Origin of the sequence: Hydrogenophaga palleronii NBRC 102513 (assembly GCF_001571225.1) — a bacterium.
Taxonomy (GTDB): domain Bacteria; phylum Pseudomonadota; class Gammaproteobacteria; order Burkholderiales; family Burkholderiaceae_C; genus Hydrogenophaga; species Hydrogenophaga palleronii.
The window spans coordinates 352,491-369,163 of sequence record NZ_BCTJ01000001.1; the positions used below are offsets into that span (position 1 = coordinate 352,491).

Here is a 16,673-nt window from a genome sequence, read left to right on the forward strand (position 1 = left end):
AAGCCGTCGCCAGCAGAACGCTGGCGACGGGGTCGGGTGTCAACCGCCCAGGTAGGCGTCCTGCACCTTGGGGTCGCGCAGCAGTTCCTGGCCGCTGCCTTCGAGCACGATGCGGCCGGTCTCGATCACATAGGCGCGGTCGGCGATCTTCAGTGCCTGGCGCACGTTCTGCTCCACCAGGAAGATGGTCAGGCCGCTCTGGTTGATCTCGCGCAGCGTGCGGAAGATCTCCTGCACGATGATGGGCGCCAGGCCCATGGAGGGTTCGTCGAGCAGCAGCACGCGTGGCTTGGCCATCAGCGCACGGCCGATCGCCAGCATCTGCTGCTCGCCGCCCGAGAGGTTGCCGGCCAGCCCTTCGGCACGCTCCTTCAGCCGCGGGAACAGCGTGTAGATACGTTCGAGGTCGTCCATGCGCTGGGCGCGCCCGTCGCGGCGCGTGTAGGCGCCGAGTTCGAGGTTTTCGCGCACCGTGAGCGTGGTCAGCGTGGCGCGGCCTTCGGCCACCTGCACCATGCCGGACGACACGATCTTGTGCGGCGGCAGCGCGCTCAGGTCCTGCCCTTGCAGCAGCACCCGGCCGGCGGCCTTCTTCACCAGCCCCGACAGGGCCAGGAGCGTGGTCGACTTGCCAGCACCGTTGGCACCAACCAGCGTGGTGATCTGGCCTTCGTGCAGTTGCAGGTCGATGCCCTTGACGGCTTCGATGTGGCCGTAGGAGACCTTGAGGCCTTCGACCTGGAGGAATGCGGGGCTGCTCATCGTGCACCCCCTTCCACCAGCGCGGCATCGCCGCCGGCTTCGTCTTCCTCGCGGCCGAGGTAGGCCTCGATCACCTGCGGGTCGTTGCGAATGTGATCCGGGTCGCCGCGCGAGATGATGCGGCCGAAGTTCAGCACGGCGATGTGTTCACACAGGCCCATCACGAAACGCATGTCGTGTTCGATCATGAAAACGGTGTAGCCGCGCGCGCTGATGTTGCGGATCTCGACCATCAGGTCGGTCTTCTCGGCGCTGTTCATGCCGGCCACGGGTTCGTCCAGCAGCAGCAGCTTGGGCTCGGTGGCCAGCGCACGCGCCAGCTCGAGCTTGCGCTGCTCGCCATAAGAGAGGTTGTCGGCGATGTCGCCGGCCTTGTGGTCCAGCTTCACCCACGACAGCAGTTCACGCGCACGGTCGCGCGCGCGGCGCTCTTCGCTACGGAACAGGCCACTGGATGCCAGCAGGCCGACCGCGCCATAACGCAGGTGCGAATGCATGCCGACCATCACGTTCTCCAGCAGCGACATTTCCTTGAACACACGGATGTTCTGGAAGGTGCGTGCAATGCCGGTGCGCGTGATCTGGTGCGGCTTGAGGCCGGCCAGGTCCTGACCCTGGTAACGGATGCTGCCACCCGAGACCGGCAGCAGGCCGGTGGTGAGGTTGAACACCGTGGTCTTGCCGGCGCCGTTGGGGCCGATCAGGCCGAAGATGCCGCCTTGCGGCACCTCCAGGTGCACGTCCTGCAGCACCTTCAGGCCACCGAAGTGGCGCGACACGCCGTCGAATGTCAACAAGGGTGCGTTGCTCATTGCGCACCTCCCTTGCGGCCGAACCACTGGCGCATGCGCGCCGGGTCCCAGATGCCCTTGGGCAGGAACAGCACGATCAGCACCAGGATGATGCCGTTGATGACCATGCGGAAATCACCGAAGGCGCGCAGCGACTCGGGCAGCATGGTGAGGATCACCGCGCCGAGCACCGGGCCGAACAGGCTGTTGATGCCACCGAGCACGGCCATGGTGAGGATGTCCACGCCACGGTCGAAACCGAACTCGTTCGGGCCGATGAAGAAGGTCAGGTGCGCGTTCAGCGCGCCGGCCAGGCCCGCGATGGCGGCCCCGAGCACGAAGGCCAGCATCTTGCTGGCGCCGACGTCGATGCCCATCAGGCCGGCGGCGGTTTCGTCTTCCTTGATCGACTCAAAGGCCCGACCGACCTTGGAGCGGCGCAAGCGCCAGAGGCCGAACAGCACCAGCACCAGGGCCAGCAGCACATGCCACCACTGCGTGACCGCGGGAATGCCGTTCAGGCCCAGCGCGCCGCCGGTGAGGTCTTCGGTGTTGAGGATGGCGATGCGCACCACCTCACCGAAGGCCAGCGTGGCCATGGCCAGGTACACGCCCGACAGGCGCAGCGTGGGCTTGCCGATGACGAAGGCCATCAGCGCCGGTGCTGCCATGCCGCCGGCAATCGCCACCGGGAACGGCACGCCGAAATTCATCGTCAGGATGGCCGAGGTGTAGGCGCCGATGCCCATGAAGGCGGCATTGGCCATGGCGAGCATGCCGCAGGCCAGCGTGAGCCAGATCGACAAGGCCAGCAGGGAGTTGGTGCCGAGCGACAGCACCACGTTGCTGTAAACAGCCCAGAAATTGGAGAGCGCTTCCATCGTCAGACCTTGCGCTCTTGCAGCGTGCCGAACAAACCCTTGGGTCGCAGCAGCAACACCAGGAACAACAGGCCGAAGCCGACCGCGTCACGCATGGTCGAACCGATGTAGGCCACCGACAGCACCTCGGCAAAACCGAGGAACAGGCCACCCAGCAGCGCACCGCGGATGTCGCCCATGCCGCCGAGGATGATGACCGCGATGCCCTTGTGCAGGATCGGCTGGCCCATCAGCGGGAACACCGCGTTGGAGTACAGGCCGATCAGCACGCCGGCCAGGCCACCGAGGGCGGCGGCCGCGAACGAGGTCATGTAGAACAGGCCCTCGACGTTGATCCCGAGCAGGTGCGCCGCCTTCGGCGACTCGGAGATGGCGCGCAGCGCGCGGCCGAGCTGGGTGCGCTTGAGCACCAGCAGCAGCACGGCCATGAGCGCGAACGACAGCACGATGATGCCGAGCTCCAGCGCCGTCAGGTGCAGGTTGCCCAGGTTGATGGACTCTTCCGACACCACACCGGCCGGGAAGCGGATGTTCTGCGCACCGAAGATGCCCTGGATGCCGTTGTTCAGGATGATGGCCACGCCGATGGTGGCGATCATCGGGATCAGGTGGGGTGCATTGCGCGCACGCAGCGGCCGCAGCACCAGGAAGTCGATCAACAGGCCGAGCGCGCCGCAGAACAGGAAGGCAAACAGCAGCCCGCCCCACAGCGGCAGGCCGAGCACGGCCATGGCTTCCACCGCCGCATAGGCGCCGACCATGAACACCGCGCCGTGAGACAGGTTGATGACGCCAAGAACGCCGAAGATGAGTGTGAAGCCCAGCGCAAAGAGCGCATACACGCACCCCAGCGAGAGGGCATTGACGAGTTGCTGTTCGAGCAAAGCGGTGCCTCCGGGTCCCGCGCAAAACGCGGAACCGAAATCTAAAGAAAAGCAACCTCTGCCGACGGTCCCCGGGTGTCCGTCGTCGCAGAGGTTTGCATGGTCGTCTGCCGGCACCCTCCCCGCTGGCGCGAAGAAGGTGCGTGGTGCAGCGGCTTACTTGGTGATGACGAACTCCGTGCCCTTGGTCACGCTGACGATGGGCGTTTGCTGGGCGTCGTAGCCGGCCGGCTTGCCGGCCTTGTCGGTGGCGCGGCGGAACTGGAACGCGCCGGTGGCACCGGTCCACTTCACGTTGGGCAGTGCATCGCGCAGTGCGGTGCGGTCGGCAGGCAGGTTGCCCGAGAGCTTCACCGTCTTGAGCGCTTGCGCGGCGATGTGCAGCGCGTCGTAGGACTGGGCGGCGAACTGGTCGGGTGCAACCTTGTACTTCTCGGTGTAGGCCTTGATGAACTTGGTGTTCTCGGGCGTGGCGTTGCTGGCCGACCAGGGGCTGCCGACGTACAGGTTGTCGGACTGGCCCTTGGCCAGGTCAAACACCTTGGTCGAGTTCATGCCGTTGCCGCCGATGACCGGCACGTTCAGGCCGAGCTGGCGGGCCTGCACCATGATGGGCGCGCCTTCGGCCAGCAGGGCCGACAGCACAATCGCATCGGCACCGCTGGCCTTGATCTTGGTCAGCTGGGCTTTAAAGTCCACGTCGCCCTTGGCGAAGGTTTCGGTCGTGGTGACCGGGATCTTCAGGTCTTCCAGGGCCTTCTTGAAGTTGTCGTAGCCGCTCTTGGTGAACACGTCGTCGTTGCCGTACATCACGGCAACCTTCTTGATGCCGGCGTTCTTCACCGCGACCTTGATGGTCTCGGGCAGCACGTCGGCTTCGGTCACGGAGTTGCGGAACACGTAGTCGCCAATGGCGGTGATGCCGTCGGCGGTGGTCGAGGTGCCGAAGGCGACGGTCTTGCCGGCCTGGGCGATCGGGTGGCCGGCCTGGGCCGAGTTCGACAGGGTGGGGCCGAAGACCATCAGCACGCGGTCCTGGAACACCAGCTTCTTGAAGACGTTGATCGCCTCTTCCTTCTTGCCTTGTTCGTCGGCCACGACCAGCACCAGCTGATCGCCGTTGACGCCACCGGCGGCGTTGATCTCGGCCGCGGCCAGTTCAAAGCCGTTGCGGATGGCCACGCCGTACTGGGCGGCACCGCCCGACAGCGCTTCGGCAACGCCGATCTTGATATCTGCAGCGTTGGCAGCAAAGCCCAGGGCTGCCAATGAAAGGACGGCGGTTTTCTTGAAACTCACGGAGATACCTCTTTGGATGGGTTGACGGAGTCGGGGTCTCCCGACAGCGGCTGACAGGGGTGCCAGAACCGCCCACTCCGTTCAGGAGCGCCCGATTGTGTGGCCGCTCGCAAGCCGAAGCAGCCGGGTTTGTACGGGGAAACTATAGCAAATTGAGAGGCTTCCATCTGCATATTGGATAGATCGGTGTACTCGCATGGCGTTGCGGCATGGCTGTGCATGCGCAACCGCCCTGCCCGGCGCAACGCGCTCAGGCATCACAACACCGGCGCGCCAACGTCCAGGTAATGGGCGCCCGGCCACTGTTTCTTCACACACATGTCACGCGCCGTGTGCCGGATCATGTTGCAGATGGCCTGGCGCGCTTTTGATTCGGTGAGGTGCAGCGGCTCGCAGATGCCCAGCGTGCGGCGCAGCCGGCCCGCCGCAATGCGGTGCGCGACCAGGCGCCCGTCCGCCACCTCGCGCTCGGCCAGCGCGAGCGGCATCACCGAACAGCCGAGTCCCGCTTCCACCGCGCTCTTGATCAGGTGGATGGAATTCATCTCGGCGACGATCTGCAAGGGTGGCAAGCCACCGGCTTGCAGTGCGGCCTCGATCACCCAGCGCGTGGTGTGGCCGTTGTCCTGGCTGGGCATGATCATCGGCCGCGAACAGGCGGCCGCCAGCGACAGGTTGCTGGCGGTGGGCGCGTCCACAGCATGGGGCGCCCGCAGCAGCACGAACTCTTCTTCCAGCAGGGGCGTGAACCGCAGGTTCTGCTGGGCGCCGGGGTTGCACAGGATCGTCAGGTCGATCACGCCACGGTGCATCTGGTCCACCACGTTGCCCGACAACTCTTCGTTGAGCCGGAACGCAATGCCGGGAAAGGTGGCGGCGGCAGCCCGCATCAGCGGCAGCGCCAGCACCGAGGTGACGGTCTGCGGCAAGGCCAGCACGATGGAGCCCGTCACCGCGTCGCTGGCGTTGCGCACGGCGGCGCGCAGGTTGCCCATCTGTTTGGTGATGCCCAGGGCGTAGTCGTACAGCACCTCGCCTTCGGGTGTGAGCGACACACCGCTGCGGCCACGCAGCAGCAGGGTGACCTCCAGCTCGGCCTCCAGCTCCATGATCTGTCGGCTGAGCGCCGATTGGGCAACGTGCAACTTCTTCGAGGCACGCGACAGGCTGCCGCTATCGGCGATGCACAAAAAGTACTTGAGCTGGCGAAATTCCAAAACGACTTCCTCTCAGGTCCGGTCTGCCACGGCACGCCGCGGCAAGGGCCTGTTTTTGTCTTTCTTCTCTGTTGCCGGCATCCAGGGGCGATGCCGATGGCGTCGAAGCCAGAGGCCGCAACAGGCGAGCAGGAAGCATAGTCGCACACGGCAGCAGGGCCGCCGCCGGTTCACGCTTCCGTCTTGACCTCACCCGGCCAGTAGTGGCTGTCAGGCAAAGGTCGGGCCCCGAAGATGGCCTGGCCGACACGCACCACGGTGGCGCCCTCCTCGACCGCGATCTCGAAGTCGCCAGACATGCCCATCGACAGCTCATCCAGGCAGATGCCCCCAGGGGCGCTCTGGCGCAGTTCATCGCGCAGATCACGCAGCAGGATGAAGCACTGCCGCACGCGTTCGGCCTCGCTGGAGAACAGCGCCAGCGTCATCAGCCCGCGGACCCGCAGCGCCGAAAACGCCGGCAACGCCTGAACGAAGGCCGCAACGTCCTCCGGTGCCAGGCCGTACTTGCTGGCTTCGCCCGAGGTGTTGACCTGCACAAACACATCGAGTGAACGGCCTTCGGCCTGCAGCCGGCGGTCCAGCGCCTCGGCCAGGCGCAGGCTGTCGAGCGCCTGGAATTCGGTGGCGAAGCGGGCCACCAGCTTGGCCTTGTTGGTCTGCAGGTGGCCGATCACCGACCATTGGAGATCGCTCAAGTCCTGCATGGCCTCCCATTTCTGGTGGGCCTCCTGCACCTTGTTCTCGCCCAGCATGTTGCAACCCGCGGCATGGGCCAGGCGCAGGCTGGCTTCGGGCTTGGTTTTGCTGACCGGCAGCAGGCGCACCGAAGCCGGCTCGCGTCCCGCGCGCAGGCAGGCGGCGTTGATGCGCGCCTGCACCGCCGCCAGGTTGCGCCGGAAATCCTCGACCGTGCTGGCCTCGGGGTAGCGGCCATGCTGCTCGTGGCGGGTTGGGGTGTCGGCAGGCATTGGCATCGATTGCTTCGGCTCCATCAGTTCGTCCTCTCGTTGAGCACGGTGGGTGCATTGGGTGCCAGGGCCGGCGCCTGGCGCGGCCAACGCCCGTTGAGCACCGCATGGGCGAGCAGCCCGATCACCAGCCCCCAGAACGCGCCGCCAATGCCCAGCAAGCTGATGTTGGCAGCGGCCGCCAGAAAGGTGATCAGCGAGGCCTCACGGGTGCGGGCATCGGCCAGCGCGCTGGCCAGGCTGCCGCCGATGGTGCCCAGCAGTGCCAGACCGGCCAGCGTGGTGATGAAAGTCGCCGGGAAGGCCATGAAGACGGCGGCCAGCGTGACGCCGAACACGCCGACCAGGATATAGAACACCCCGGCCGCGATGCCGGCGATCCAGCGCCTGGACGGGTCTTCGTGCGCCTCGCGGCCGGTGCAGATGGCGGCGGTGATGGCGGCAATGTTGAAGGCGTGCGAGCCGAATGGCGCCATCAGCAGCGAACCCAGCCCGGTGACGGTCACGATGGGGTTGGCGCTGGTCTTGAAGCCATCGTTGCGCAGCACCAGCATGCCCGGCATGTACTGGCCGGTCAGGGTGATGAGGAACAGCGGCAGGGCCACGCTCAACAGCGCGTTCAGCGAGAACGCTGGCATCGTGAACACCGGCGCCGCCAGTTGCAGGCTCAAGCCCGACAGATCGACGCGGTCCTGCGCCAGCAGGAAAGCCAGCCCGAGCACCAGGATGCCCACCACCGCGTAACGCGCCGAGAAACGCTTGAGCACCACATAGGCCAGGATCAGCAGCCCGGCCAGCAGCGGATCGACGCTCATGCCGCCAAAGGCCTTGATGCCGAACTGCAGCAGGATGCCCGCCAGCAGGCCGGCGGCCACGCCCGGCGGAATCAGGCGGATGACGCGCTCGAACCAGCCCGACAGGCCCAGCAGCACGAAGGCCACGGCCGAGATCAGATACGCGCCGACGGCCTCGGCGTAGGGTGTGGCCGCCAGCGCCGTGACGAGGAAGGCCGCCGCCGGGGTGGACCAGGCGGTGATGATGGGCTCGCGAAAGCGCCAGCTCAGCAGGATGCCCGTCACGCCCACGCCGATGGAGATGGACCACACCCACGAAGCCGTCAGCGCCGGGCTGAGGCCGGCCACCTTGGCGGCCTGGAACACCAGGATGAAGGTGCCGCCGTAGTTGACGATGACCGAGATCAGGCCGGCGACGACGGGATGGGTGAGATCGCTCCAGCGCAGGGGCGAACGGGAGGGGGAAGAAGAGGAAACGGTGGACATGGCCTGAAAAGGCTCCGGGGCAGAGGGATGGAGGGACCATGAAACGATAGACTTCAAATGGCATGTTTAGTCCCACCACTTTATTGAATAAGTACAGACCAATTGTTCAAGCACGCCCAACTTGAATCCGTCAAAGCCTGGATCGGCGACCCCGCGCACGGCGCCTGGCCGCTGCATGCGCGCCTGCAGCGGGCGATTCGCCAGCTGATCCTGGACGGCACGCTCGACCGGGGCCGCCCCTTGCCCGCCTCACGCGCGCTGGCGAAGTCGCTCGGGGTGTCCCGCGACACGGTGGAGTCGGCCTACAGCCAGTTGCACGCCGAAGGCTTCATCGAGCGGCGGGTGGGCAGCGGCAGCTTCGTCTCGGCGCAGGCCCAGCGGCTGCCCGGGCGCGGCAAACCGCAGCGCACGGCCGTGGGCCGCCTGGCGGCGCCGAGCCTGAGCCAGCGCGGCCACGCCATGCTCCAGGGCGGCGGCGTGCGCGACTTCCTCATGCCGCGCCCCTTCGCACCGGGCGTGCCGGAGACGCGCAGCTTTCCGCTGCCAACCTGGGAGCGCCTGCAGCGCCAGGTGCTCAAGGAGCACGGCACCCTGGCGCTGCTGCACAGCCCGCCGCAAGGCATGGCACCCTTGCGGCGCGCCATTGCCGACTACATCAACCTCGAACGCGGCGCTCGTGCCACGCCCGAACGGGTGCTGGTGCTGACCAGTTCCCAACAGGCCCTGACCCTCTGCGCCACCGTGCTGCTCGACGCCGGCGAGCGCATCTTCATCGAAGACCCCGTTTACCACGGCGCGCGCAAGGCTTTCGACGCCGCCGGACTGGCCTGTGTGCCGGTGCCACTGGACGCCGACGGCATGCAGGTCGATCACCTGCTGGCGGCCGCACAGGTGCCCGGCGAGGCGGCGCGGGTGGTGTTCCTGACGCCCTCGCACCAGTTCCCCAGCGGGGCCACGCTGGCGCTGGACCGGCGCCTGGCCGTCATCGAATGGGCCCGCCAGCACCAGGGCTGGATCATCGAGGACGACTACGACAGCGAGTTCCACTACGCCGGCAAGCCCACCGCCTGCGTGCAGGGGCTCGATCCGCACGAGCGCACGATCTACATCGGCACCTTCACCAAATCGCTGTTCCCCGGCCTGCGCATCGGCTACATGGTGCTGCCGGAGGCACTGGTGGCGCCCATGACCGTGGCGCGAACCCTCCTGGACGGCCACAGCGCGCCGATTCCACAGCTCACCCTGGCGCGCTTCATCGAAGGCGGCCACTTCGGCGCCCACGTGCGCACCATGCGGGCCGTCTACGCCGAACGCCGCGACGTGCTGGCACGGCTGGTGCGCCAGCACCTGGCCGACTTCGTGGAACCTCGGGTGCCCACCGGCGGCATGCAGATGCCGTGCGTGTTCATCCGCGACATCCCCGAACACGAGGCGGTGGAATCGGCGCGGCGGGCCGGCATCGACCTGCTGGGTCTGACGGCATTGCATGCGTCGAGCCGCCCTGCTCCGGGCCAAGCCAGGGCCGGTTTCCTCATGGGCTTCGCCGCCCACGCGCCCCACGAACTGGAAGTTGCCGTCAGAAAGCTGGCGGATGTGCTGCGTGCGCTGTGCCGCTGATGCGCCGGCGGCGCGCTCGCCGCATCAAGCTGCCGCGGCGCGGGCCAACCACTCGCGCCGCAGCAGCGCGTACTGCATGGTGTTCTCGTAGACCGGCACGCCATCGTCGTCGTTGCGGAACGAGACGAACTCCTTGAAAAATCCCTCCTGCCGCATGCCGAGCTTTTCGCACAGCCGCTGCGAAGATGTGTTGGTGTCTTCCACGTAGGCATACAGCCGGCGCGCCGCCCGCTCGGTGAACAGGTGCGTGAGCAGCGCCTCAGCCGCTTCATGCGCGTAGCCCTGCCCACCAAAGCCCGGGTGGAAGTTCCAGCCCACCGAAAAGGTGTCGCCCTCCGGCTCGGCGAACAGATCCCCGATGAGCTTGCCGGAGGCGCGCAAGCACACCGCAATGCTGTTGTCGGTTGTGCTTCGCTCCGCCGCTTCGCGCTCGGCATCGGCCATGCTGGCGAGCGCGAGCGACAGAAAGCAGCTCGCCCCCGGCTGGTGCAGGTACTCGAACAGATCCGCCGCATCGGCCTGCGTGAACCGCCTCAGCACGAGGCGGGGGGTATCCAGGGTTTCCATTTTTCTCTTTGCTCGGTTGGTCCAAGCGGCAGCCGTTCCAGATCGAGGACGGCCACGGCAGGGTGGGCAGGATAGGGCATGCACGGTCTCTGCGCCGCCTCGCCCACGCAAGCCCGTCGGGCCATGCTTGCCACTGCGGCGGTGTCATGCACGTTCCCGATAATCCACCTTGCAACTTTCGTGCTTCAATTTGCGCCAGAGTGCTTCCCTCCTACGCCCATGCACACCGTTGAAACTGTCCTCTTGGTCCTGATGCTGGGCGCGCTGACCGGCATCGCCGCCCGCTACGTCCGGGCCATCCCCCTCCCCCTGATCCAGATCGTGCTCGGGGCCTTGTTGTCCTGGCCCCAGAAGGGCCTGCACATCGCCTTCGATCCGGAGTTGTTCCTGCTCCTGTTCATTCCGCCGCTGCTGTTCGCCGATGGCTGGCGCATTCCGAAACGCGAGTTCTTCGCGCTCTACAAACCCATCCTGAAACTGGCGCTCGGCCTGGTGCTGTTCACCGTGATCGGCCTGGGTTACCTCATCCACTGGCTGATTCCAGAGATTCCGCTGACGGTGGCCTTCGCACTGGCCGCCGTGGTGTCGCCAACCGATGCGGTGGCCGTGTCCGCCATCACGCGCAACCTGGGCATGCCCGCCCAGACCATGCATGTGCTGGAAGGCGAGTCGCTGTTGAACGACGCCTCGGGCCTGGTGGCGCTGAAGTTTGCGGTGGCGGCCACGCTCACCGGCCTGTTCTCCTGGACCGACGTCGCCAAGGACTTCATGTGGATGGCCTTGGGTGGGCTCGGTGCCGGTGCGCTCATCGGCTGGGGCTTTGCCGTTGCGCGCGACACGGTGACACGCCGCCTCGGCGACGTGGCGGCCACGCAGATGGTGCTGCTGCTCGTGCTGCTGCCCTTCGCGGCCTACATCGTGGGCGAGCGCATCGGCGTCTCGGGCATCCTGGCCGCCGTGGCCGCGGGCATCACGACCAACTTCGCAGACCTCAGCCGCAGCGAATTCGTGGCCGAACGCCTGCAGACCGAAGGCACCTGGGCCATGGTGGAGTCGGGCTTCAACGGCGCCATCTTCCTGCTGCTGGGCCTGCAACTGCCATCCATCATCGGCGTGACACTGCAGGAAGCCGGCCACCGCTGGTGGATGCTGGCAGGCTACGCCCTGGCGATTTCCACGGCGCTTCTGGCGCTGCGCTGGATCTGGCTCACGCTGGGTGTCCAGGGCAGCCTCTGGAAGGCCCACCGGGAGGGCAAGATGGCCGAGAAGCCCTCGCACCTGCTGACCCTGGCCACCACGCTGGCGGGCATTCGCGGCGCGGTGACGCTGGCAGGCGCCCTCTCGGTGCCGCTGCTGCTCCACAACGGCCAGCCCTTCCCCAGCCGCGACCTGCTCATCTTCCTGGCCACTGGCACCATCCTGTTCACGCTGGTGATTGGCAGTGTGGGCCTGCCACTGGTCTTGCGCCGCATGCCACCGCCCGGTGAACCCGAATCGGCACACGAAGAACGCCATGCCCGGCTCGTGGCCTGCAAGGCGGCCATAGCCGCCATGGCGCTGGTCAAGGAACAGGCGGAGGCGGCCGACCCGCTGTGGCTCGCGCAGTACCAGGAGTCCGCCGGACGGCTCACACAGGAGTACCGCCGGCGCATCGATCTGCTCGAAGAACCCTCACAGCTGGCAACGGCCGAGGCGCACACCGATGCGCCCGATGCTGTTCTTCAGCGGCGCCAGCGCTATGTGGTGGAACTGGAACTGCGGCTCAAATCCCTGCACGTCGAACGCGATGCACTGTATGCAGAACGGCATGCACACCGCATCAACGACGAGTCCTTGCGCAGCCTCGTTGCCGAGCTCGACCTGTCAGAGATCTCATTGCGCAAGCGGCTGGAGGTTGCGCGCCGCACCCTGGCGCCGGACCCGATGCCGATGCCCGAGAAGGACCCTCAAAACACAGAGTGAGAAGGCACAGGCGCTGCGTCCTGCCGAGCAAGCGGGTGCGACGATGCGCCTGCTCAGGGGGCTGGCACGCGCAGCGTGGCGAGTCTCACTCGATCGCGCTGGCAGCGCGCGTGCGTTCGCGCAGCGCAAACTTCTGGATCTTGCCGGTAGAGGTTTTCGGCAGCTCGCCAAACACAATGCGTTTCGGCGCCTTGAATCGCGCCAGCCGCGAGCGGCAAAACTCGATCAGCTCCTCTTCGGAAACCGTCTGGCCCGCTTTCAACTCGACGAAGGCGCAAGGCACTTCGCCCCACTTCGGGTCTGGCTGAGCCACCACCGCGGCGCTCAGCACGGCGGGGTGGTGGTGCAGCGTGTCTTCCACCTCGATGGACGAGATGTTCTCGCCGCCCGAAATGATCACGTCCTTGCTCCGGTCCTTGATCTTCACGTAACCGTCGGGGTGCAGCACACCGAGGTCTCCGGTGTGGAACCAGCCGCCGGCAAAAGCCTCTTCGGTGGCTTCCGGGTTCTTCAGGTAACCCTTCATCACCACGTTGCCGCGAAAGACGATCTCGCCGATGGTTTCACCATCGGCTGGTACCGGCTCGAACGTCAAAGGGTCCAGCACCCTCACGTCTTGCTGGAGCGGGTAAGGCACACCCTGGCGGCCATTGAGGCGCGCACGTTCGTCACCGGCAAGCGCCGCCCACTCCGGCTTTTTGGTGCAGATCGCCGACGGGCCATACACCTCCGTGAGTCCGTAGACGTGGGTCAGCTCAATGCCAGCGGTCTCGCAGCCTTCCATGACCGCGGCCGGTGGTGCCGCGCCGGCCACCAGTCCACGAATGGGGTGGTGAATGCCCTCGCGCAGTTGCGCCGGCGCGTTGATCAACATGCTGTAGACGATCGGGGCGCCGCACAGGTGCGTCACGTGGTGTTCGCGGATCAGCGCATAGATCTGGGCTGCTTCGACGCGGCGCTGGCAGACGCTGGTGCCGGCCACGAGCGCCAGGGTCCAGGGGAAACACCAGCCGTTGCAATGGAACATCGGCAGCGTCCACAAGTAGACCGCGCCGTCTCCGAGGTTCCACGCAATCGCGTTGCTCGCAGCGTTCAGGTATGCGCCCCGGTGGTGGGTCACCACGCCTTTCGGGTTGCCGGTGGTGCCCGAGGTGTAGTTGAGCGCGATGGCATCCCATTCGTCGCTGGGCAGGTGCCACGGCAGGCTCGGGTCGCCACCAGCCAGAAAGCTCTCGTAGTCCAGGTCACCGAGAGGCTGGCCTGGTGGCGCGGTCTCGTCTTCCACCTCGATCACGGTGGGCCGCGGGCCTTCCATGATCGACAGCGCCTGCGCGATGACCGCCGAAAACTCGCGGTCCATGAGCAGCACCTTGGCCTCGCCGTGCTGCAGCATGAAGGCGATGGCAGGCGCATCGAGCCGGGTGTTGAGTGTGTTCAGCACGGCGCCGTTCATGGGCACACCAAAGTGCGCTTCGAACATGGCCGGCGTGTTGGGCAGCATCACCGCCACGGTGTCGCCGGGGCCAATGCCTCGTGCGCTCAGCGCAGCGGCAAAACGCCGGCAGCGCTCGTAGGTGTCTGCCCAGCTCTGGCGAAGGTCCCCATAGACCAGCGCGGCCCTTTGCGGGTGCACACGTGCGGCACGCTCGAGGAAGCTGACCGGCGACAACGCAACAAAGTTGGCCGCATTCTTCGCCAACCCCATGGAGTAAGGATTCTCGTTCACTCTGGATCTCCCCCGACTCCTTGCGCTGTGCGCACGCGGAGTTTGTGTTGAATGGATGGGATCACGTTCCGCTCGACCAGGCGTGGCACGACCCCTGAATTCAGGCCAGACAGAGAGGCGGCTCAGCGTCTCTGTTCCAGCGCCAGAGGAAATCATATCGGTGAACGCCCGGGCGATACCTTGTCGTAGAACAAGGTCCGGGCCAGTTCGCCATGCGAATTGCGCTTCTGCGCCGGCACCCTACGGCAAACAGCAGGTGCTTCGGGCCGGCAGGTGCTCGGTGCGGCAGCTCACCCACCAAGGCCCTTCGCGGTGCTGCGACGCGGGTCGATCGATGACGATCAACCCGTTGCCGCCGATGTCATTCCCACTCGATGGTGGCTGGTGGCTTGGAGCTCACGTCGTAGGTCACGCGGTTGATGCCGCGCACTTCGTTGATGATGCGGCCCGACACCTTCTTGAGCAGCGCGTACGGCAGCTCGGCCCAGTCGGCGGTCATGAAGTCGCTGGTCTGCACGGCGCGCAGTGCCACCACGTAGTCGTAGGTGCGGCCGTCGCCCATCACGCCCACGCTCTTCACCGGCAGGAACACGGTGAAGGCCTGGCTGGTCAGGTCGTACCAGGTCTTGCCGCTGGCTTCGTCGCGGAAGTTGCGCAGCTCTTCGATGAAGATCGCATCGGCGCGGCGCAGCAGGTCGGCGTACTCCTTCTTCACTTCGCCGAGGATGCGCACACCCAGGCCCGGTCCCGGGAAGGGGTGGCGGTAAACCATGTCGTGCGGCAGGCCCAGGGCCACGCCCAGTTCGCGCACCTCGTCCTTGAACAGGTCGCGCAGCGGCTCCAGCAGCTTCAGGCCCAGCTGCTCGGGCAAACCGCCCACGTTGTGGTGGCTCTTGATGGTCACGGCCTTCTTGCTCTTGGCGCCGCCCGACTCGATCACGTCGGGGTAGATCGTGCCCTGCGCCAGCCACTTGGCGCCCTTCGTCGAGGCACCGCTCGAAATGAGCTTGGCGGCTTCTGCCTTGAAGACTTCGACAAACTCGCGGCCGATGATCTTGCGTTTGGCCTCCGGCTCGCTCACGCCGGCCAGGTGGCCGAGGAACTGGTCGGCGGCGTCGACGCGGATCACCTTGGCATGCAGCTTGCCAACGAACATGTCCATCACCATGTCGCCCTCGTTCAGGCGCAGCAGGCCGTGGTCGACGAAGACGCAGGTGAGCTGGTCGCCAATGGCGCGGTGGATTAGGGCCGCGGCCACCGACGAGTCGACCCCGCCGGAGAGGCCCAGGATGACCTCTTCGTCACCCACCTGCTCACGGATCTTCTGCACCGCTTCTTCGATGTGGTCGCGCATCACCCAGTCCGCGCGGGTGGCGCAGATGTCGAGCACGAAGCGGTCGAGCAGCGCGCGGCCCTGCACCGTGTGCGTGACTTCGGGATGGAACTGCACGCCGTAGAAGCAACGCTCTTCGTCGGCCATGCCGGCAATGGGGCAGGAATCGGTGCTGGCCATGAGCTTGAAGCCGGGCGGCAGTTCGGTGACCTTGTCGCCGTGGCTCATCCAGACCTTCAACATGCCATGGCCCTCGGCCGTGGTGAAGTCGGCAATGTCCTTGAGCAGCGCGGTGTGGCCACGCGCACGCACCTCGGCGTAGCCGAATTCGCGCGTGTTGGAGCCTTCGACCTTGCCACCCAGCTGCTGCGCCATGGTCTGCATGCCGTAGCAGATGCCCAGCACCGGCACGCCGAGCTGGAACACCGCGTCGGGCGCCTTGTCGTCCACCTCGTACACGCTGGCGTGGCTGCCGGAGAGGATGACGCCCTTGAGCTGCCCATCGGCGGCGAACTCGCGCACCCACTCGTCGCTCACGTCACAAGGATGCACCTCGCAATACACATGGGCTTCGCGCACGCGGCGTGCGATGAGCTGGGTGACCTGGGAGCCGAAATCGAGGATGAGGATTTTCTGGTGTTGCATGGCGGGTTCCGGGGTTTTCAAAAGGTGTCGGTGGCAATGCCACAGGCTTTGGCAGCCTGCAGCAGCGCGGCCTGGCGCGAAACCAGCGTGCCGTTGAAGCGCACGACGAGTTCGAGGTAGGCGGCGTCGAAATAACTGATGTGGTGAGACTCGGCCAGCCGCAGCACCTGGCTGCGCCGATGCAGGCTCAGGGGCGGGTCGATATCGACCTGGGCCTGGGCCACGAGCTCCAAGCCACGTTCGTAATGGGCGCGCGGCAGCCGGCCGCTGCGGCAAGCCATCAGCAGCGACTCGCCGAGTTGCCAGTGCCACAGGCTGGAGGCATGGTACTGGCCGGCGCGGCTGCGCGCCTGGCTGTAGTGGTGGTCGGCGCGCGCGCTCTGCTGCTCGGGGATCAACCAGGCCAGCGCCACCGAGGCATCGATCACCCAGGGCCTCACCGCGGTTCCTCTGCAGACCAGGCCGCGCGAAAGGACCGGAGCTCTATCAGCGCCTGGGCCGCCACGCGCTCGCGTTCGGCCTCGTCCACGTCGGCCACCTCGGCCACCAGCCGCACCACAGGCTTGCCGTGCCGCGTGAGCACGACCTGCTCCCCCTGCTCGGCCGCGCGAATCAGCTCGGACAGCTGGCCCTTGGCCTGGTGGATGGGGACGGACAACATGGACAATGGAGTGGCGCCGGGAAAACCGGGTATTGTGCCAGATCCACTCTGTTTTGGACCCAATACTTCTGGTCCAG

The 16,673-nt window shown here is 66.3% G+C and carries 15 protein-coding genes; 2 read left to right on the plus strand and 13 right to left on the minus strand.

From position 1 onward, the window contains the following. Positions 1–39: 39 nt before the first annotated feature. The 8 genes from HPA01S_RS01615 to HPA01S_RS01650 form a co-directional block, all read right to left on the minus strand. Positions 40–762 carry an ABC transporter ATP-binding protein gene (locus tag HPA01S_RS01615; RefSeq protein ID WP_066265759.1) on the minus strand — a complete coding sequence of 241 codons (723 nt, stop codon included), beginning with the start codon at positions 760–762 and terminating at the stop codon, positions 40–42. Beyond that, complete coding sequence (locus tag HPA01S_RS01620; protein WP_066265760.1) at positions 759–1,574, minus strand: ABC transporter ATP-binding protein; 816 nt, start codon at positions 1,572–1,574, stop codon at positions 759–761. Before HPA01S_RS01620 ends, HPA01S_RS01615 begins: the two co-directional genes overlap by 4 nt. Further along, the gene (locus tag HPA01S_RS01625; RefSeq protein ID WP_066265761.1) at positions 1,571–2,434 is read right to left on the minus strand and encodes a branched-chain amino acid ABC transporter permease; all 864 of its coding nucleotides are present in this window, start codon (positions 2,432–2,434) and stop codon (positions 1,571–1,573) included. The genes HPA01S_RS01620 and HPA01S_RS01625 overlap by 4 nt, the downstream gene beginning before the upstream one ends. Positions 2,435–2,436: 2 nt before the next feature. Further along, positions 2,437–3,318 (minus strand): branched-chain amino acid ABC transporter permease, encoded by an 882-nt coding sequence (locus HPA01S_RS01630; RefSeq protein ID WP_066265763.1) that lies wholly within the window; start codon positions 3,316–3,318, stop codon positions 2,437–2,439. 156 nt (positions 3,319–3,474) lie between these two features. Continuing rightward, on the minus strand, positions 3,475–4,617 hold the full coding sequence (locus HPA01S_RS01635) for an ABC transporter substrate-binding protein (protein WP_066265765.1): 1,143 nt from the start codon (positions 4,615–4,617) through the stop codon (positions 3,475–3,477). Positions 4,618–4,874: 257 nt separating this feature from the next. After that, a complete protein-coding gene (locus HPA01S_RS01640) occupies positions 4,875–5,834 on the minus strand; it encodes a LysR family transcriptional regulator (protein WP_066265770.1) in 960 nt (319 codons plus the stop codon). A gap of 170 nt (positions 5,835–6,004) precedes the next feature. Beyond that, positions 6,005–6,811, minus strand: a complete 807-nt coding sequence (locus HPA01S_RS01645; RefSeq protein WP_066266193.1) for a YggS family pyridoxal phosphate-dependent enzyme — start codon at positions 6,809–6,811, stop codon at positions 6,005–6,007. A gap of 17 nt (positions 6,812–6,828) precedes the next feature. Then, positions 6,829–8,085, minus strand: coding sequence for a benzoate/H(+) symporter BenE family transporter (locus tag HPA01S_RS01650; RefSeq protein ID WP_066265777.1), 1,257 nt, complete (start codon positions 8,083–8,085; stop codon positions 6,829–6,831). Between the two features lie 102 nt (positions 8,086–8,187). Here HPA01S_RS01650 and pdxR point away from each other — a divergent pair, with 102 nt between their 5' ends. Then, a complete protein-coding gene (pdxR, locus tag HPA01S_RS01655) occupies positions 8,188–9,702 on the plus strand; it encodes a MocR-like pyridoxine biosynthesis transcription factor PdxR (RefSeq protein WP_066265782.1) in 1,515 nt (504 codons plus the stop codon). A 24-nt stretch (positions 9,703–9,726) separates the two neighbouring features. On the opposite strand, the gene HPA01S_RS01660 is transcribed toward pdxR, so the two are convergent. Further along, a complete protein-coding gene (locus HPA01S_RS01660; RefSeq protein WP_066265784.1) occupies positions 9,727–10,269 on the minus strand; it encodes a GNAT family N-acetyltransferase in 543 nt (180 codons plus the stop codon). 219 nt (positions 10,270–10,488) lie between these two features. Between HPA01S_RS01660 and HPA01S_RS01665 the strand changes: the two genes are divergently transcribed. Then, positions 10,489–12,231 carry a Na+/H+ antiporter gene (locus tag HPA01S_RS01665; protein WP_066265789.1) on the plus strand — a complete coding sequence of 581 codons (1,743 nt, stop codon included), beginning with the start codon at positions 10,489–10,491 and terminating at the stop codon, positions 12,229–12,231. 85 nt (positions 12,232–12,316) lie between these two features. Here the strand turns inward: HPA01S_RS01665 and HPA01S_RS01670 are convergent, their stop codons facing one another. The 4 genes from HPA01S_RS01670 to HPA01S_RS01685 form a co-directional block, all read right to left on the minus strand. After that, on the minus strand, positions 12,317–13,936 hold the full coding sequence (locus HPA01S_RS01670) for an acyl-CoA synthetase (protein WP_066265791.1): 1,620 nt from the start codon (positions 13,934–13,936) through the stop codon (positions 12,317–12,319). Between the two features lie 382 nt (positions 13,937–14,318). After that, the gene (guaA, locus tag HPA01S_RS01675) at positions 14,319–15,935 is read right to left on the minus strand and encodes a glutamine-hydrolyzing GMP synthase (protein ID WP_066265792.1); all 1,617 of its coding nucleotides are present in this window, start codon (positions 15,933–15,935) and stop codon (positions 14,319–14,321) included. Between the two features lie 17 nt (positions 15,936–15,952). Continuing rightward, entirely contained in the window at positions 15,953–16,375 is a 423-nt protein-coding gene (locus HPA01S_RS01680) for a type II toxin-antitoxin system VapC family toxin (protein WP_157084860.1), read from the minus strand. Beyond that, the gene (locus HPA01S_RS01685; RefSeq protein WP_066265798.1) at positions 16,372–16,596 is read right to left on the minus strand and encodes a type II toxin-antitoxin system Phd/YefM family antitoxin; all 225 of its coding nucleotides are present in this window, start codon (positions 16,594–16,596) and stop codon (positions 16,372–16,374) included. Before HPA01S_RS01685 ends, HPA01S_RS01680 begins: the two co-directional genes overlap by 4 nt. Between the last annotated feature and the right edge of the window lie 77 nt (positions 16,597–16,673).

Coding starts and splice junctions, on each gene's coding strand:
- HPA01S_RS01615 (WP_066265759.1), bottom strand. CDS start 762: ATGAGCAGCCCCGCATTCCTCCAGGTCGAAGGCCTCAAGGTCTCCTAC.
- HPA01S_RS01620 (WP_066265760.1), bottom strand. CDS start 1,574: ATGAGCAACGCACCCTTGTTGACATTCGACGGCGTGTCGCGCCACTTC.
- HPA01S_RS01625 (WP_066265761.1), bottom strand. CDS start 2,434: ATGGAAGCGCTCTCCAATTTCTGGGCTGTTTACAGCAACGTGGTGCTG.
- HPA01S_RS01645 (WP_066266193.1), bottom strand. CDS start 6,811: ATGCCAATGCCTGCCGACACCCCAACCCGCCACGAGCAGCATGGCCGC.
- HPA01S_RS01650 (WP_066265777.1), bottom strand. CDS start 8,085: ATGTCCACCGTTTCCTCTTCTTCCCCCTCCCGTTCGCCCCTGCGCTGG.
- HPA01S_RS01660 (WP_066265784.1), bottom strand. CDS start 10,269: ATGGAAACCCTGGATACCCCCCGCCTCGTGCTGAGGCGGTTCACGCAG.
- HPA01S_RS01665 (WP_066265789.1), top strand. CDS start 10,489: ATGCACACCGTTGAAACTGTCCTCTTGGTCCTGATGCTGGGCGCGCTG.
- HPA01S_RS01670 (WP_066265791.1), bottom strand. CDS start 13,936: ATGGGGTTGGCGAAGAATGCGGCCAACTTTGTTGCGTTGTCGCCGGTC.
- guaA (WP_066265792.1), bottom strand. CDS start 15,935: ATGCAACACCAGAAAATCCTCATCCTCGATTTCGGCTCCCAGGTCACC.
- HPA01S_RS01685 (WP_066265798.1), bottom strand. CDS start 16,596: ATGTTGTCCGTCCCCATCCACCAGGCCAAGGGCCAGCTGTCCGAGCTG.